We start from the raw sequence: 16713 nt of genomic DNA, 5'->3' as shown, positions 1-16713 counted from the left end.
TGCAAAACCCGCGCGGCAATAACTAACCTGGAGGAACTTAAGTCCGAAGTAAGCAGAACTTTGAGGTTATGCCTCAAGGGACTGTCTAGGGGCATCTTGACAGCGCCTTTGCGAGTCCATTTTGGGCTGCGTAAGAATCCCCTGGGTGGGAGTGTCAAAGAAGAGATCCCTTCCACCACCGCCCCAGGGATCTCCCTTTCTCCAGCTTGTTGGGGAAAATCCCTGGCTCCAGCCCTCTCCACTTAGCTCCCAAACACCCTGACAATGCGGCGCATGGCTTCTTCCACGTTGGCGCGGCTGTTAAAAGCCGACAGGCGCAGATAGCCCTCGCCGGCGCTGCCAAAGCCCGATCCGGGAGTTCCCACCACATGGCAGGTGTGCAGCAGCTTGTCGAAAAACTCCCAACTGCTCAGTCCTTCCGGGGCTTTTACCCAAACATAGGGAGCGTTGACGCCGCCGTAGGCTTGGATCCCCGCTGTGGCGAGCTGCTCGCGGATGATGCGGGCATTCTCCAGGTAAAACTGCACCAGAGCCCGCACCTGGACCTGCCCCGCCTCGGAATAGACGGCTTCTGCTCCCCGCTGCACAATGTAGGCCACGCCATTGAACTTGGTGGACTGGCGGCGATACCACAGGCTCCACAGATCCACCCAGGAGCCGTCGGCAGCCTGGCCCCGCAGCGACTTGGGCACCACGGTAAAGGCGCAGCGGGTGCCGGTAAAGCCAGCCGTTTTGGAAAAGGAGCGGAACTCGATGGCGCATTCCCTTGCCCCTGGGATCTCGTAGATGGAGTGGGGGATCCCAGGCTCGGTAATGTAGGCCTCGTAGGCGGCATCGAAGAGGATGAGCGAGTTGTGGGCGCGGGCATAGTCCACCCAGGCCTGCAAATGCTCCCGCGTGGCCACTGCGCCGGTGGGGTTGTTGGGAAAGCAGAGGTAGATGACATCCACCTTTTGCTGGGGCAAGCTGGCGGTGAAGTGGTTTTCTGCCGTCAGCGGCAGATAGACCAGGCCCTCGTATTCGCCCCGCTCGTTGGCCGGCCCCGTATGGCCGGCCATCACATTGGTGTCTACATAAACCGGGTAGACGGGATCCGTGATGGCAATGGTGTTGTCGTGGCCGAGAATATCCAGGATGTTGCCGCAGTCGCACTTGGAGCCGTCGGAGATGAAGATCTCAGAGGCGTCGATGTCGCAGCCGCGGGCCTGGAAATCGTGGCGGGCAATGGCCTGGCGCAGCCACTCGTAGCCCTGTTCCGGCCCATAGCCGCGGAAGGTGGCCCGCTCCCCCATCTCCTCCACGGCCCGGATCATGGCTGTTCGGCAGGCTTCCGGCAGCGGCTCGGTGACATCGCCAATGCCCATCTTGATGATCTGAGCTTCGGGATGGGCGGCGGCAAAGGCCTGCACCCGCCGGGCAATCTCGGGAAAGAGATAGCCAGCCTTCAGCTTGAGGAAGTGGTCGTTGATCCTGGCCATAGGAGTTCAGCGCTGCTGAGCAAAAAGGAGCGTCGGCCCTTTAGTGTAGCCGAAGCCGGCCCCAACCCGCCCTCCCGACTGCAGGGCAGAGCCAGCCCTAGCGCCCCAGGCTATCCAGGCTGAAGGCGCCCACCGGCGAGGTTAGGTGAAACTCTCCCCGTTCTTGGGTCAGGCCCACCGGGCGGCTGGGAAAGGCCACCAGGATCCCTTCCAGGCGCAGGGACTCTGCCAGCGGATCGTAGGCCAGGCGCAGCTCGAAATCCCGCAGGTCGCGGCGCACCTCAATGCGGCGGATCCCTGCCTCCGTCAGGCCCAGGCGGAGCCGCCAGTGGTTTTGCCACTGCGTGCCGAGGGTGGCATCTAACTCCAGTCCATAGGTAGAGATCTGACCTAGCCGCGGATCGTAAACCGCCTGCAGCGCATAGCTGATCCCCGGCTCATACACATCCAGGCCAGAGCGTTGATCCCGGTTAAATGTGGTGCTGCTGCGTCCCCGATACTCCAGACGAACGGGTTGGAGCTGTCCCTGGTTCAGGTCGTAGGCCGTCTGCAACTGAATGTTGAACAGATCAGGGGCAGTGCTCCAGGTGAAGTTGGCGTTGAGGGTATCCCACTTCTGGGTGATGAAGTCGTAGCCAAGGCTGGTGTCCAGGCGCACCAGGTTTTTCACCTCTGCCTGCAGCTCCTGCAAGTTGCGGGAGGCAATCGCTGCCAAATCCTCCGGGGTATCGTCGGGGAAGGTCAGGGCTATCGGCAGCTCGCCGGGCAGGTCATCTTCAAAGGCAATGTAGCCTGGGGGCACATCGGGTAGAGGATCGCGGGGCGTAAAGAAGCTGATGTTGGCATTGATGCGATCCACATCTTTAGGGCTGGTGGAGAGGGTTTGGAAGGGCACAGAATTGTTGCCGTAGAAGGTGCGGCTGTAGCGCAGGTCGATGGTATTCCAGTCGGCAGGTCTGAGACTGAGGCGAGGGTTGAGGCTGACGGTAGACTCCTGGTCAGGAGTGGAGTAGAGGACTTGGGTGTAATCGATAGAACCCGGCATGAAGGTGATCCAGGGAGCCGGTTGAATATCGTTGAACTGGAGGCTGGAGCGCAGCTCGTAGCGATTGAAAAAGTGGAGACCTGCCCCCACCTCTTGATCCGGCTGTTGCTCTTGAGTCAGGGTGAGGGCGCTGCTGAGGGCAATATCGGGCGTGATGCGAATGAGGTCGGGGTTAAAGGCCAGCTCGAAGTTGCGACGCGGCTCGGTGTCGCCGTTGGAGCTGCTGTAGGCGCGGTAGGCCAGGCGATAGGTGCCGCCCCAGCCGGGTGGGGTGAGTTGGGCACCCAGCGTCAGCCGCGCATCGGCAAAATCTGGCCCATCCTTGACGCTCACCCGCTGGTTGTAGTCCAGCCGCAGATCCGATTGCAGCCAAGGCACGCCCCCATAGCGCTGGAGGTGGCTGAGGGTGAGGGGAAAGCTATAGGTGCCGTTCTCCTGGGATCCGCTGCGGCTGATGTTGAGGGTGGTGGTGGAGAGATCCCCCTGAAAGGTGGCGTTGAGACGGAGATTGGCGTTGTCGTTGCGCCCGCCGGCAGGACGGTAGGTGTTGTCCAGGTTGAGGTTGAGCTGTCCCCGCAGTTGGCCTTCTTGGCCGAGGATGTTGGCGGCGTAGAAGTCGAAGTTGTGGTCGAGGCGGAGGCGGCTGGAAAAGCGCCGCTGGTCGGCCTCGGTTACCAGGTAAAACTGGGCCCGCCCGTAGTTGACGCTGTCGGGGATGGGGAGGATGTAGTCGTGCAGAAAGCCGATGCCCAGGCCTTTCTTCTGCAGGACATCTAGCCGCAGGCCGCCGAAGTTGTACTCGTCGAAGCGGTAGGCCCAACTGGACTTGACAAACACCCCTTCCGCCTCGCTGCGTCCCGGCAGCACCCACTGGTGATCCCGCAGGCTGTAGATAAAAAGGGGCAAGTAGGCAACCTGCAGTCCCGCCCGCAGATCGCCCTCTGGGGTGAGCTCGCCGCCGGCAAAGACGCGGGCGTCGTAAACGATGACCCGGTTATCGGGAAACACTTCCACCCGATCCCCTTGTACGTAGTGGGTAATGGGCGGCTCCGGCGAGGTGGTGACGGTGGCCCTCTCGAAAAAGATCTGATCCCCCAACAGGGCGGTGGTCTCTTGGCTGCGCACAAAAACCTTGGTGCCCGGCTCCTCCCCCGGCAAGATCACCAGCGAGCTTTCAAATTGAGCGCTGCGACCGGGGATGTCCAGATCCAGGTTGCGCCCCTCAATTTGCCGGATGCCGCGCCCCTGGGGTCCAGGGGGCTGTTCCATCCGGAAGGGGCCGTCGCTGCGCAGGCGCCGTTCCCGTCGGTAAAACAACAGCCGCTCGCCGCTGATGCGGGTGCCGTCGGCCAACTGGATCTGGGCGTTCCCCTCGGCAATGCCCAGGTCTTGCTCGGCAAGGTAGCTGAGCACATCCCCACTGACGTTGATCTGAGCCGGGTCGAGGGGGATCTGGGCGGTGGCGGTGGCCGCCAGCTGCTGGCGAATCTGGGATCCCTGGCTGGCAGGCGGAGCGGCTTCTGGGCCGGTGGCGGGATCGCCCAGATCTCGCAACAGGGGGAACCGCTCCAACAACTGAGGAGCAAGGAGGGATCCGGCAGTGGGGGTGAATGCCTCAGTTCCGGTTTGAGCTGCCCTCTGAGTGCCGGTGGAAGAAGGGGCGCCGCCCCAATTCCAGTTCCCGCCGGCTTGCGGGATCCAGGTCGGGACTTGCTGCGCCACCGCTTCCGAACCAGGCCTCTCTTGCCCTTGAGCAGCGGCCAGGCTCTCGACGGTGGACCCTGGGGGGGGAACAGGCAAGCGCCTCGCTTCGTTGGGGTGCTGCCCAGGTTGCTCTTCTACCTGCAAGTCAGCAGCTTGGGAAGTTGCAGGCTGGGAGGAGCGAAGGGAGTCCAGAGTAGGAACAGCTGCCGTGGGCGTTGTCGATGAAGCAGACCGGGAGGACGGTGTTGCCTGAGCTTGGGCCTGCTGCGCCTGCCGCCGTGCATGGGCCGCCGCCCCTTCGGCCAAGAGCGGCTGCAGCCGCTGCCGGTTTAGCTCTTCCGGTGTGAGCGCTTTTTCGGGAGGGGATCCTTCAACAGGGGCCGAGGCGGGAAGAGGGGGAACGGAGGGAGCCGCTGTTGCTGCCAGGCGCGAGGAGGATTGGGCCTCGGCCAAGGTGATGGGATCCCCTAACAGGCTGGCGCCGGTGGGAGCAACCGGCTCTGAGCCAGGATCGCGGCTCCGCTGGGCCGCCCAAAAGCGCTGATAGCCCTCCAGATTGGTGGGCAGGGGATCCAACTGGGCAAAGACGGCCTCCCCCATCCCCAACCACAAGGAGCTGCCCCAGCACAGGGCCAACCATTTTGCCCAAGGGCTGAAGCCCTGCGGGAAGTTGCCGGATCTCACCGTAAAAACCGCCACAGTAGAGAGAAGCCCACCCCACCGAAAATCATATTCGGCAACCAGGCGGCCAGCCAGGGATCGATATGCTCAACTCGGCCCATCGCACGTCCCAGGCTCATCAGTACATAGTAAATAAACACCAGGACAATCGCCAGCGCCACACTGCCGTAGCGGCCGGTCTGGCGCACCGTCTGCAGGCCCAAGGGCGCAGCCACCAAAATGGCAAAAAAGCTGGCCAAGGGAATGGCGAACTTGAGGTGGTACTCCGTCAGGCAGCGGGCCACATCAGCAGAAGGACGTTGCTCCGCTCGATATCGCTGGCACTGCTCCCACAGCTCTGCCGCCCGTTGCTCCTGGGGCACCTTCTCGGCGTACACCAGGCCCACCAACTTGTTGACGATGTTCAGCTCCATCTCCGCCACCTGGCCCTCGTAGTAGGTGCGCCCCCGCTCGTCGTAGCGACGGATCACCACGTCTTGCAGGTGCCAGGCTTGGCCCACCTGCTGCGCCGTTTGGGCCGAGATCACCTGTGGGTAGCGCAGGTGGCCGGTCTCGGCCTTGCGATCCAAAATCAGCAGATCGTGCATCCAGCCGGTCTTCGGGTCGATGGATCCCACATGAAACCAGAGGTCGTCGTCCACCCGCACAATTTCCTCCGAGTCAAACGGAAGGGCATCCTGGGCCAGGATGAGGTTGGTGTTCAGGGTTTTCACCTTTTGGTTGGTCTCTGGCACGATCACCTCGTTGGTCAACAGCGCCAGGCCGCTGACCAGCAGGCCGATGCAGAGCACCGGAATCAACACCTTGCGGTAGGGAATCCCGGCGGCCCGCAGGGCGGTGATCTCGCTGTCAGCTCCCATCCTGCCCAGAGTAAGTAGGGTGGCAAAGAGGCCGGCAATGGGGAAGGTGACCACCAAAATGGCGGGCAAGTTGAGGAGGAGAATGTGCAAAATTGTCAGGGGAGGGGCGCCTTTTTTCACCAGCAAATCGGCGTAGATAAAAAGCTGGTTGCCCAGCATCATCACCGTGCCCCCCGCCACCCCCAAAAAGAAGGGGCGGATCATCTCTTTGCAGAGATAAAACTCCAAAAAAAAGCCCCCCAACTTCAGGGATCCCCAAAAGCTCCCCGTCTGGGCAGAAGTTCGGCGCCGTTGACCCTTGGCCAGTGGGATGGTCATGTGGCTCTGTTACCTCAGGTGCACAAGCTCAGCCAGCTCTAGAGATCCAGACGACCCCCAGCTCCGCTGGGATCCCGTCAGAGGGCGTCGGTGATGCGGAATTGAAACATCCCCTGCTGCTGCTCGTCCCCTTCCACGGTGTACTCATCCCGCTCCAAGTTCAGGGTGACCAGCTTGCCGCTGAGGCGGTTGGCGCCCCGGCACATCTGATCCAGAGCATCGCGACCGGGCAGCGGTGCAGTGCTCTCGCGGGGAATCGGATTGAGCTCGCCGCGATCGCAGAGGAGGACGGGAGCCTGGTCGGCGGTGATCCTGAAAATCTGCCCTTGGTCGGAGTACTCGGCGCGATCCCCTTCGATGGCGCGGTTGGCCTGCACGATAACCACATTGCCGAAGAAGCGGGCATCGCCGCTGGCCTGATCGATCTCCACCCGGTCGGCGTAGATCACCGTCGGCTGGTCCACATCGGCCTGGGTCTGGGGGTTTTGCAGACGCCGCGCCAGCCAGTCCCCCTCGATCTGCTCGATCACCACCTCTCCCCGCAGCTCCACCTTCTCAGGGGTAATGGTGGCCTGGTTGGCCTTGGCCTTGCGCCCCCGCTGGATGAACTCGACAGCCTCGCTAAACTCCGAGGTGCCGGTACGAGAGTTATAAACCAGGCGGGCGGCCCGCACTTCCGTTTCGGCTTGGCGCAGCTCCTCCGTCAGGGATCCGCCGCCAGGAGCTGGGGTAGAGGTGGCCATCTGCCGGTAGAGGACGTTTTCTTCAAAAAAGAAGATCTTGTCGCGGTGGTTGCCCTCCAAGCGGGCGGAGGTGAGCACCCGCCCAGGCTCGCGCAGGGTAACCCCCCCCGTCAGCAGGCTTTGGGATTCGCGGCGGCGGTAGGTGCCCTGGGCCGACTGGATGATGGTTTCCCCCTGGCGGATTTCCAGGTTGCCTTCCCCGCGAGCAATTTGCGTGTTGCGGTCGTAGGTGAGGCGGTCGGCGACGATGGTGACCTCCTGATCCTGCTGGGCTGGGGTCGCCTGGGGATCAGCCTGGGCCAAGCGCAGATCCGCCAAGAGGGGATCCCGGCTGCCGACATCGGCCACCTCCTGCAACACCACGCCGCCGGAGAGAATGCTCTGGGCCTGTCGGCGCAGGTAGGTGCCCTGAGGGGCGCGAATCTCGAGGCCGCCTTCGCGAATGCGCAGGTTCCCTTTCCCTTCGGCCACCTGGTTGGCCCGGTCGTAGGTGAGCTGGTCAGCGGTGATGATGGTAGAAGTGGGATCCGCCCCAGCGCTGGTCGGGTCGCTCATGGGCGCGGCTGCTGGGCGTGAGGACTCCGAATCCAAGGGCAACACCGTTAGCTTGCCCTGCTGGGCGCTGAGGAGGGCAAATTGGAAGTTAAACGAGCCGGAGCGGCCCTCTAGGATCATTTCTTGCCCTTTGAGGGTGAAGGCCTCCGGCACCTCGATGCGCTCTTCGGGGGTGATTCGCAGAGCACGGGTCAGAAGCAGGCTGCCATCCTCGCTTCTCACCTCCACCCCCTCATCCAGATACAACGCGTCGGCGGTGGCGTCGTAGCGGGCACGCTTGGCCTGCCAAATCATCCGCTCGCTGCTGGCAAAAAAGGGATCCGGCACCTCTTCTTGGCGGTCGGCGCCATCTCCGTAGAAGTAGCCGTGCGCCCCCTGCTCAAACACCTGTTGCCCAGCTCTTAGCTCTACCTGGTCGGCGATGAGACGCCAACGCCGCTGGCCCCCCCGACGACCCAAGATATCTACCCTGCGGCTGACGGAAAGGGGCTGATCCGGGGGAAGGGGCTCCACCTTTACCTCTTCGATGTCGATGGACAAGGCCCAGGCAACCAGAGCAGCCAAGAGGCCGGTTCCCAAGAGCGCCACCCCCAGGTTGGAATTGAAAAATCGCCGCATCCTGTTCTCGCCGCTGCCTTACGTTGATCCCTAACCCGTGAGCCCCAGCGGGGCCAACACCGAAGCCGGCACACTAGGCTGTAGCTTATCGCAATTTGCGGGCCGCCTCGGCGGGATCCCGATCACCTCTAGGGTTCTGGCTTATCCCAGACGGCTGAGGATAAAGCCCAGCCCCAGAAACAGCCCCAGCCAAAAGTGGAGGCCGACGGCGATGAACTTAGAATGGCTGATCCGCTGCGGCTGGTCGTGATAGGCCCCCAGCAGGCGGGATAGCCGCACCGCAAAGGGGATCCCGGCAAAACCCAGCAACGTCCAAGCCGGAAAAGCCCCCAGCCCGACAAACAGCAGCAGCAGGCCAAAAATGCTGCCGCAGATCCAGGGGATGAGACGGGCGGAGCGCCGAGTGCCCAGGCGGGCCACCGGCGAGCGCTTGCCGGCAGCCAGATCGTCCTCCACCTGATGGAAATGGGAGCAAAACAAAATTAAGCTGGTGACCATCCCCACCACCAGTGAGGCCGCCAGGGCTGGCAGCGACCAGCTTTGGCTTTGGCTGTAGTGGGCGGCCAAAACCGCCAGCGGCCCGAAGCTCAAAAAACAGAGGAGCTCCCCCAGGCCGTAGTAGCCCAGGCGCAGGGGCGGCCCCTGGTAGGCGTAGCCCAGCCCGCAGGCCAGCAGCACCAATAGCAGCACCGTCGGATCCGATTGCCGCCAGCTCAGCCACAGGATCCCCGCCAGCCCCAAAGCCAAAAAGGCGTTGCCCACCCAAAACACCTGAACCGGCCTGCCCGTCAAGCTGACCAGCGAGTGGAGCTTGTTTTTGTCCACCCCCGTCTGGGCATCAAACACGTCGTTGCTGATGTTGACCCAAGCCAAAAGACAGATGGCGGCCCCCAGAAACACCGCCAAAACCCCCACATCCATCGCCCCTGACTGGGCGTAGGCGATGGCGGATCCCACCCAGATGGGCATGATCGCCACGCTGTACATGGGGGGCTTAAGGGCGGCCATCCACAACTGTCGCCGAGAGCGGCCCTCCCAAGTGCCCTTTTCCGCAAGCTGTACTGGGCTGGCCTTTGGACTCCTGCGCGTTCTCTTTGACGGTTCCGGCTGTGCGAGCATGTTGGATCTAGCTCTCTCTGGGTTCTGTGTTTGCTCTGTATTTGTTAGGTTAGGGGGCTTCTGTTCCCATCCCCAAGGATGCTAAGAAACCTTGCAATCCGTAAAGAAACGCCTGGGATCCGGCGCTGGCGAGCCTGAGCTGCCGGCTGCCCCCCTAATCTCATATCCTGAAACGCCTTTCTGCAGCTTCCCTTGCCGGTTGAGATGACGGTTGTCCTGTTTTCGGCCAAGGTAGGATTGTTCTCTTTTGCTTGCGCATGACTTCTTCTCTTTTCCCCTGGAAGGGTGGGTGCGGACGCACGAAATGGCCCAGAGCCTGGCCGCCCATTCACGCCTCTGCTGGGCCAGCAGAGGTGGAACACGCCTGGGATCCCCTGCTAGCGACCTGCCAAGAGATGGCGCGAGCGCGGGGGATCCCCCAGATTCTCAGCCTATCGCAGCCCATCTCAGGGCTAGATCCGCTGGCAGTGCTGACCCGGCAGTTGGGCTCGCTCCCCCCCAACCGCTCCTCTAGCTATTGCTATCTCTCCCACCAGGCGCAAGGGGAAAGGGTGCGGGTGCTGGGGTGGGGATCCCTGCGGCAGCTCGACCTTTCAGGAGAGGGGAGATTTCAGGCGGCACGGGCCTTTGTGCAAGCCCTACAGCCCCATGTCCACACCGCTCCTGGCAACCTAGAGTCCCCAAGCAGCCGTCAGGAGCGCCCTTTGTGCTTCTGCCGTTTTAGCTTTGCCCCCAGGAGCGGCGGGGGGGCAGCACTGGTCCTGCCGCGCTGGCAACTGTTGCAGGTGGGGGGGGAGCTGACGGTGGCGCGGCTTAACCTAGAAGTCGGCCCCGAAAGCGACCCGGCGGCCTTGGCTGGCCAGATTGCCGCTTTTTTTGCCCGCATGCAGCGTCTTTCCCAGGCTCCCTTGCCCGGTTGGGAGCTGCAGCCCCCTCTACCGGTAGCGGTAGCGGAAACACCTCTCTTGGCTCGCATTCAAAAAGCCCTGCAAGCGATTCAGGCGGGATCCCTGGAAAAAGTGGTGCTGGCAGAGGCTGTGGATCTGGCGTTGCCCTCCCCTCCCCCGATCCCTTCGCTGCTGGCCTATCTGGAGGCCCATCACCCCGATTGCAGCGTCTTCGCCTTTGCCCTGGAAAGCCAGAGGGATTTTCCTCCCCAGATCTTCTTGGGAGCCAGCCCAGAACGGCTACTGTCGGTGTGGCAGGGCCGGGTGCAGATCGATGCGCTGGCCGGCTCCGTCGCCCGCGGCGCCAACGGCCACCAGGATCGCATGTTGGCCGAGCAACTGCTCCGCAGCCCCAAAGACCGCCGCGAACACCAGTGGGTGGTGCGCTCGATCCAAGAGGCTCTGGGCCGGCTGGGGATGGAGCCCCGGATCTCCCCTCAGCCACGGCTGCGCCGTTTGGCCAACATCCAGCATCTGCAAACGGTGATCGAGGCCGAACTCCCTACGGAGGTGCATCTGTTCGACCTGTTGGCCCAGCTCCACCCCACCGCAGCGGTGGGAGGCTATCCGCAGCAGGCGGCGCTGCAGTGGCTGGAGCAGTGGGAGCCCTTTGACCGCTCGAGCTATGCCGCCCCGCTGGGCTGGGTGGACTTGCAGGGCAATGGCGAGTTGGTGGTTGGGATCCGCTCAGCTTTGATCGCGGGGAAGCGGGCCCGCCTGTATGCCGGCGCCGGCATCGTGGCCGATTCCAACCCCGCCCAGGAGCTGGCCGAGATCCGCCTCAAGTTGCATTCTCTGGCCCAGGCGCTGGCCTTGCAGCCCTTGCCCGACTAGATCCTCTCGATCCGGCAGGGGAGAGAGCTGCTCCAACTGCTTCGCAAACGGTTACAGTTAAGAAGCTGGCCCTTCCGTTGGCCTCGACTGCTCGGCAGCATGGTGACCCTGAATCCCACCCATTCCTCTCGTACGGCCGGATCCCGCGCGCAAGTGGGGCTCTGGCCCGGCCTGATCCAGCACTACCGGGACTGGCTCCCCGTCAGCTCCAGCACCCCCGTAGTGACGCTGCATGAGGGCAATACTCCTTTGATCCCCTCTCCCGCGCTGAGCCAACGGCTGGGGCGAGACTGCCAGGTTTACCTGAAGCTGGAGGGCCTCAACCCCACCGGCAGCTTCAAGGATCGGGGCATGACCATGGCAGTGTCCAAAGCCAAAGAGGCGGGGGCGGAAGCGGTCATCTGCGCCAGCACCGGCAACACGTCGGCAGCAGCCGCTGCCTATGCGGCCAAAGGGGGCCTGCGGGCCTACGTGCTGATCCCAGATGGCTACGTGGCCAAGGGCAAGCTGGCCCAGACCCTGATGTACGGGGCCGAGATCATCGCCATCCAGGGCAACTTCGACCAGGCGCTGGCTATGGTGCGGCAACTGGCGGAAGCTTACCCAGTGGCCCTGGTCAATTCTGTCAACCGCTTTCGGCTGGAGGGGCAGAAGACCGCCGCCTTCGAGGTGGTGGATGCCTTGGGGGATGCCCCCGACTGGCTCTGTATCCCCGTGGGCAATGCCGGCAACATCACCGCCTACTGGATGGGGTTTTGTCAGTACCATCAGCAGGGCAAGGCTAGCCGCCGCCCGCGTCTCTACGGCTTTGAGGCTGCCGGCGCCGCTCCCATCGTTCTGGGCCGGGTGGTGGAACACCCGGAAACGGTGGCTACGGCCATCCGCATCGGCAACCCTGCCAGTTGGGTGAAGGCCAAGGCGGCAGTCCAGGCCAGCGGTGGCCGGGTGGATAGTGTAACCGACGAGGAGATCCTGGCCGCCTATCGTCTGCTGGCGGCGGAGGAAGGGATCTTCTGCGAGCCGGCCAGTGCCGCTGCAGTGGCTGGATTGCTGAAATGGCGGGATCAGGTGCCTGCCGGCGCCCAGGTGGTGTGCGTGCTCACCGGCAACGGCCTTAAGGATCCCGACACGGCCGCCCAACAGGGATCCGCCGCCATCCACACAGGAGTAGCCCCCGATTTGGCTGCTGTAGCCCGCCTGATGGGCTTTTAGCGCCGCTGGTCGTGGTTGTGCCACCTGGTAGTACCCCTGGATAAATGGGGTGCTGGCTCAAGTTGGCGACGAAGCCGAGAGGCGTCTCCTTCTCAGGTGGGCTACCTGGTAATTGCCGCCAGCGCCCGTAGAGGAGCCTTGGCTGAATTGGGAAGAGCTAGAGGACTTTTGGCAGTTGGTGGACAAGCTGCAACTGCCTGCGGAAGTGGTGAGACAGGTTTCTCAAGAAGTGGCAGCCGAGCTGGGGGATCCCGGCGTTCCCCCCCTGGAAGTCCTGGTGCAGGGGTTTACTCGTCACTGCGGCTAGAAGGCTGCGCGGGCGACTGATAGTTGCGGATGGCTCGCCTGACCAAAGTGAGAAAGGCATAGGCCCGTTGATCGTTGGGATCCAAGCGCATCACGGTTTGAAAAGCCGCTTCGGCCTGCCGCAGGACCTCGAGATCGAGTTGTCCATCCACCTCTGCTTCCAGTTGAGCCTTTTGCAACAGCAAGGCTCCCCGGTTGTAGTGGGCTGCAACATGGGTGGGATCTGCCGCCAACACGGCCTCCAGCTCGGCCAGTGCCGGATCCAGATAGCCACTCATGCCCAGCACCCAGGCCAGCTTGTAGCGAGCTTCGGTGTGCGCGGGATCCTCGGCAACTGCCCGGCGAAAGGCCTGGATGGCAGCCGGAAAATCGCCTGCCTGAACCGCCGCAATGCCTTCTTGGTAACTGTCGCCGGCCATAGGCAAGGTTGGGCTCGAGTCGAGGGATCCCCAATCTGCAGCTTAGCCCTTTCCAGACAGGATCTCCCAGTTTTCTCAGCGCCTTTTCCCCCCTGGGCCTGCCATCTGCGGCAGGGGAAACTGCATCAGCAGGAGATCTGAGACTGCGCGAAGCCTGCTCCGGTCGAACTCTGCCCCTTCCTAGGATGAACATAGCCACTGATTGTCAGGTGTGAACTATGAACGCCAAACTGGTCTTCCTGCCGCTGGCTTTGGGGCTGTCGATGGCTCCGGCCACCGCCGTTTTCCCGCAGACCCTGGGCCTCTACCCCCCGCTGCAAAGGCTACAACTGGCCGACAATCGGCTGGAAACCGGCACCCGCTCCATCATCGTCAACCCAGTGCCTTCCAACTTGCAGGTCAACCTGGAGCTGGATCGGCGCGGCTCTAACCCCATCTACCGGCCCGGCGAGCCGATTGCCATTACCGTGAGCACCAATCGCGACGCTTACGTCTACCTCTTCAGCATCCAAGCCGATGGCCGCACCCATTTGATTTTGCCCAACCGCTTCTCGGGTGGAAACGAGTTTTTGCGGGCCGGCGAAGCGCGCACCTTCCCGCCCCCTGGCGCCCGCTACCGCCTGACCATCGCCCCGCCCTTTGGCCAAGCCCAAGTATTGGCGGTGGCCTCCCTCCGTCCCCTCAACTTCCAGGAGATTGCCTCTTTTGAGCAGGGTGGCTCCTTTGCCAATGTACGGGTACGGGGATCCCAACTGGGCGATGCCATCGCCCGCGCCATCGTCGTCGAGGAGATCCCTGCCACCGAGTGGGTGACCACCACTCGCTTCTATCGGGTTGCACCGTGGTGACCCCGGCAATGGAGATCCCAGACCCGCCCTAATCCCAGAGTCTGGAACCGACAGCCAAGCAGGCTTGTCTTGCCGCTGCCGGCCTAGACCGAGCCGAAGCTGAGGCCTAGGAGAAGAACAGCCGCCAAGCTCACCACCAGCATTAGACCAGCAGGCAGAAATTGCCCGGTTTTGCGGTAGCGCAGGGCAAAGAGAAGGGATCCCAGCACCGCCGTCCCCAAGCCCAGACCCAGCCCCCAGCGGGGATCTGTTCCCAGTAGCCCGTAGCTGACGCCGCTGAGGGCGGCCCCCACCAGGCCGCTAATTAACGACTTGGAGCTTCTGCCTTTCACATAGCCGACGACCCCGCCTAGCAAAAGCAGCGCTCCATAGACGAGCAAAGTCATCTGTGCGGCCATCATGGCTGGGAAAAACCCCCCTAGCTCGGTCTAGTCGACAACAATTTCACGAATCAAGGGCAGGCGGATGCTGATGTAGCGGTTGAGAATTGAGGCATCGACGTTGCTGAGGGCATGTTTTTTTTGGCAAGCACTCAGAAGCAGATTCACCAAGTCATCGTCGCGCTGATTGAGCCAATCTGGCCTGCCGATCTCGCTGACCAAAGACCAGAACTGGCGTACCATTTCAGGGGTCATGGCATCCATTGTGTAGGGTAAGGGCTGAACTGCGAAAGTGCAAGAGAAAGAGGGGTCTAGGCCATCGATCCCATTCTAGGGAAAACGCCCTGTCCATGAAGGCAACATTTCAGCTCCGTCACAACTTAGGATAAGATGTCATGCTTTCCCATAAACCTCAGCAAACCCCAACCAACCCTGCTTCAGAAGGCTCTGAACCAGAAGCTTCCAGCGCTAATAAAATAAAGCAATAATGACTCTTGCCCAATCTCGACATCGGCATCAAAAGGCTTACAGGCAGACCGGCCAAAACTTCTCAGGGAAGGCGCAGAAGCTTGGCAGGCCTGGACGCTAGTGCAGGGCGTACTGCAACCCATAGGCTCCTTCTTCTCCTGGTTTGTGGGTGTTGGCCCGGAGGGTGTAGGTGCCGCTGCGAGGCAAAAAGGCAATTATCAGGGCATCGCTGCCGCCGCCTTGGTCGTCATCCCAAGCCATCACCTCTCCCTCCGGGTCCAACAGTTGCAAAAAGGCATCGAAATCAGAGCTGGCCATCGAAGCGAGTAGGATCTGGCCGGCCCGGGCAGCGATGGGGTGTTCTTCCATCCAACTGCCGTCTTCAGGGTGTTGGGCGGATCCCTTCTGCAGACGGCCCGACACCGTTTGCTGCCAATCGACCTGGGCCAGCCGGTAGGTCAGCCGGTAGGTGCCAGTGGATGCCGGCTTGAAGCTTGTGGCCCGCAAGGTGTAGGTGCCTTCCTGCAGCAGCCGCACCGCCAAGAGGGCATTAACATCTGGGCCGGAGTCGTCGTCAAAGCCGATTACCCGCCCTTGGCCGTCCACCAGCTCCAGGTAAGGGTCAAAGTCTTCGCTCTCCAGGGCGGCGATCAGGATCTGGCCCGCCTCGGCGGCCACAGGGATCCCATCCCAGTAGCTGCCGTACTGGGGGCTGACCTCGTCCCCCCCTTCAAGAGTTCCTGTCAGGGTTTGGCTGCCTCTCCACAGGGGAGAGGGAGTCAAGGCGGCTCCCACTTGTGTGCTCCCCTCTCCCACGGGGTTCAACAGCCGACAGCCGCTGGCCAACCCCAAAGCCACCCAAGCAAGGGCCAAACGGGATCCCCAACCGAGGAAAAACCCAGAACTAGAACATAAGCTCGACATCCAATCGACGAGGATCCGTCTAGAGGGAATGGAGACCACAGACTCAATTCTACTCCTTGGGCGGAGCCCGGCCAGGGACGGCAATTTACAGAGCATCCCAAGCTTGCAAGACGGCCTCTAGGGCCAACCGCCCGTGGCTGAGATGGGTCCCCCCCTGTAAGTAGACGATGTAGGGCTCGCGCATTGGCCCATCGGCGGAGAGCTCGGCGCTGCTGCCGGCAACAAAAGTGCCCGCCGCCATCACCACCGGGTCGGCATAGCCGGGCATCACTTCTGGGATCGGGGTGAGGTAGGAATCCACTGGCGAGCTGCTTTGGATAGCGCGGCAAAAGGCCTGCAACTTCTGCGGGGATCCCAGTTGAATGGCCTGGATGATGTCGGTGCGGGACACCTGGGGTGACGGGGAAACAGGATAGCCCAGATCGTGGAACACCTGGGCGGCCAGATGGGCGATCTTGACCGCTTCGGCCACCATCTGTGGAGCCAAAAACAGCCCCTGGAACAGCAGGCGATTGAGATCGAAAGTTGCTCCCCCTTCCGAGCCGATCCCTGGCGCTGTCAGCCGGCAGGCAGCCTGCTCCACCAGCTCGGCCCGCCCCGCCACATAGCCCCCCGCCGGGGCCAGGGTGCCGCCTGGATTTTTGATTAGGGATCCAGCAATCAAATCTGCGCCCACGTGGGTGGGCTCTTGGGTTTCCACAAACTCGCCATAGCAGTTATCGACCAAGACCACCACCTCCGGGTTTTGTGCCTTGACGATCTGGATCATCTCGGCAATCTGGGCGATGGAAAAGCTGGGACGCCAGTCATAGCCACAGGAGCGCTGGATGTGAACCAGGCGGGTTTGCGGTTTGAGGGCCGTTTTCAGGGCCTGCCAATCGACATCTCCTTCCCGCAGATCCAACTGACGATAGGTAACGCCGAACTCCCGCAGGGATCCCCGCCCCGATCCCCGCAGGCCGATCACCTCCTCCAGAGTGTCGTAGGGGGGGCCGGTGATGGCCAACAGCTCATCCCCCGGCCGCAGCACGCCAAACAGGGCACAGGCAATGGCATGGGTGCCAGACACCATTTGCAGCCGCACCAGCGCCGCCTCACAGCCCATGATCTGGGCAAACACCCGATCCAAAACCTCTCGTCCCCGGTCGTCGTGACCATAGCCCGATACGCCGGCAAAGTGATGGGATCCCACCTGCTGGTCGCGGAAGGCCTGCAGCACCCGCGCCAGGTTCTCCCTAAGGACCCTATCTATCG

Annotated in this window: 14 protein-coding genes; 4 read left to right on the top strand and 10 right to left on the bottom strand. The window is 62.4% G+C overall.

The window, feature by feature from the left end:
• Nucleotides 1-242: 242 nt before the first annotated feature.
• The 5 genes from NW809_RS04370 to menA form a co-directional block, all read right to left on the bottom strand.
• Nucleotides 243-1478: an LL-diaminopimelate aminotransferase gene (locus NW809_RS04370; protein ID WP_414401605.1), complete on the bottom strand. Its 1236-nt coding sequence runs from the start codon at nt 1476-1478 to the stop codon at nt 243-245.
• Nucleotides 1479-1575: 97 nt separating this feature from the next.
• The gene (locus NW809_RS04365) at nt 1576-4827 is read right to left on the bottom strand and encodes a hypothetical protein (RefSeq protein WP_414401604.1); all 3252 of its coding nucleotides are present in this window, start codon (nt 4825-4827) and stop codon (nt 1576-1578) included.
• Nucleotides 4828-4907: 80 nt separating this feature from the next.
• Complete coding sequence (locus NW809_RS04360; RefSeq protein ID WP_099887344.1) at nt 4908-6086, bottom strand: LptF/LptG family permease; 1179 nt, start codon at nt 6084-6086, stop codon at nt 4908-4910.
• A gap of 77 nt (nt 6087-6163) precedes the next feature.
• Nucleotides 6164-8002 carry an LptA/OstA family protein gene (locus tag NW809_RS04355; protein WP_414401603.1) on the bottom strand — a complete coding sequence of 613 codons (1839 nt, stop codon included), beginning with the start codon at nt 8000-8002 and terminating at the stop codon, nt 6164-6166.
• A gap of 141 nt (nt 8003-8143) precedes the next feature.
• Complete coding sequence (gene menA, locus NW809_RS04350) at nt 8144-9010, bottom strand: 2-carboxy-1,4-naphthoquinone phytyltransferase (RefSeq protein ID WP_041438574.1); 867 nt, start codon at nt 9008-9010, stop codon at nt 8144-8146.
• A gap of 464 nt (nt 9011-9474) precedes the next feature.
• On the opposite strand from menA, the gene NW809_RS04345 reads away from it, so the two are divergent.
• The 3 genes from NW809_RS04345 to NW809_RS04335 all read left to right on the top strand — a co-directional run bounded on the left by NW809_RS04345 (nt 9475) and on the right by NW809_RS04335 (nt 12421).
• Nucleotides 9475-10902 carry an isochorismate synthase gene (locus NW809_RS04345; RefSeq protein ID WP_414401602.1) on the top strand — a complete coding sequence of 476 codons (1428 nt, stop codon included), beginning with the start codon at nt 9475-9477 and terminating at the stop codon, nt 10900-10902.
• Between the two features lie 153 nt (nt 10903-11055).
• Nucleotides 11056-12114 carry a threonine synthase gene (thrC, locus tag NW809_RS04340; RefSeq protein ID WP_011431249.1) on the top strand — a complete coding sequence of 353 codons (1059 nt, stop codon included), beginning with the start codon at nt 11056-11058 and terminating at the stop codon, nt 12112-12114.
• A gap of 112 nt (nt 12115-12226) precedes the next feature.
• Entirely contained in the window at nt 12227-12421 is a 195-nt protein-coding gene (locus NW809_RS04335; RefSeq protein ID WP_011431248.1) for a hypothetical protein, read from the top strand.
• On the opposite strand, the gene NW809_RS04330 is transcribed toward NW809_RS04335, so the two are convergent.
• A complete protein-coding gene (locus NW809_RS04330; protein WP_011431247.1) occupies nt 12402-12839 on the bottom strand; it encodes a tetratricopeptide repeat protein in 438 nt (145 codons plus the stop codon). The genes NW809_RS04335 and NW809_RS04330 overlap by 20 nt on opposite strands.
• Before the next feature lie 218 nt (nt 12840-13057).
• Here NW809_RS04330 and NW809_RS04325 point away from each other — a divergent pair, with 218 nt between their 5' ends.
• Entirely contained in the window at nt 13058-13687 is a 630-nt protein-coding gene (locus NW809_RS04325; protein WP_240527818.1) for a DUF4384 domain-containing protein, read from the top strand.
• An 83-nt stretch (nt 13688-13770) separates the two neighbouring features.
• On the opposite strand, the gene NW809_RS04320 is transcribed toward NW809_RS04325, so the two are convergent.
• The 4 genes from NW809_RS04320 to NW809_RS04305 all read right to left on the bottom strand — a co-directional run bounded on the left by NW809_RS04320 (nt 13771) and on the right by NW809_RS04305 (nt 16711).
• On the bottom strand, nt 13771-14073 hold the full coding sequence (locus NW809_RS04320; RefSeq protein ID WP_011431244.1) for a TMEM14 family protein: 303 nt from the start codon (nt 14071-14073) through the stop codon (nt 13771-13773).
• Between the two features lie 42 nt (nt 14074-14115).
• Nucleotides 14116-14322, bottom strand: coding sequence for a hypothetical protein (locus NW809_RS04315; protein ID WP_071813530.1), 207 nt, complete (start codon nt 14320-14322; stop codon nt 14116-14118).
• Nucleotides 14323-14652: 330 nt separating this feature from the next.
• Entirely contained in the window at nt 14653-15408 is a 756-nt protein-coding gene (locus NW809_RS04310) for a hypothetical protein (protein WP_099812830.1), read from the bottom strand.
• Between the two features lie 136 nt (nt 15409-15544).
• Entirely contained in the window at nt 15545-16711 is a 1167-nt protein-coding gene (locus NW809_RS04305; RefSeq protein WP_414401601.1) for an aminotransferase class I/II-fold pyridoxal phosphate-dependent enzyme, read from the bottom strand.
• Nucleotides 16712-16713: the final 2 nt, after the last annotated feature.

This window comes from Synechococcus sp. WC101 (assembly GCF_047461555.1).
In the GTDB taxonomy this organism is placed as follows: Bacteria; Cyanobacteriota; Cyanobacteriia; order Thermostichales; family Thermostichaceae; genus Thermostichus.
The sequence above is the reverse complement of the archived record's forward strand: the minus strand, read 5'-3'. Positions and strand labels throughout refer to the sequence as shown.

Bases quoted from the DNA above. Each gene is read 5' to 3' on its own strand.
- NW809_RS04370 (WP_414401605.1), bottom strand. From the start codon at position 1,478: ATGGCCAGGATCAACGACCACTTCCTCAAGCTGAAGGCTGGCTATCTC.
- NW809_RS04325 (WP_240527818.1), top strand. From the start codon at position 13,058: ATGAACGCCAAACTGGTCTTCCTGCCGCTGGCTTTGGGGCTGTCGATG.
- NW809_RS04360 (WP_099887344.1), bottom strand. From the start codon at position 6,086: ATGACCATCCCACTGGCCAAGGGTCAACGGCGCCGAACTTCTGCCCAG.
- menA (WP_041438574.1), bottom strand. From the start codon at position 9,010: ATGGCCGCCCTTAAGCCCCCCATGTACAGCGTGGCGATCATGCCCATC.
- NW809_RS04320 (WP_011431244.1), bottom strand. From the start codon at position 14,073: ATGACTTTGCTCGTCTATGGAGCGCTGCTTTTGCTAGGCGGGGTCGTC.
- NW809_RS04315 (WP_071813530.1), bottom strand. From the start codon at position 14,322: ATGACCCCTGAAATGGTACGCCAGTTCTGGTCTTTGGTCAGCGAGATC.
- NW809_RS04330 (WP_011431247.1), bottom strand. From the start codon at position 12,839: ATGGCCGGCGACAGTTACCAAGAAGGCATTGCGGCGGTTCAGGCAGGC.
- NW809_RS04355 (WP_414401603.1), bottom strand. From the start codon at position 8,002: ATGCGGCGATTTTTCAATTCCAACCTGGGGGTGGCGCTCTTGGGAACC.
- NW809_RS04365 (WP_414401604.1), bottom strand. From the start codon at position 4,827: ATGGGGGAGGCCGTCTTTGCCCAGTTGGATCCCCTGCCCACCAATCTG.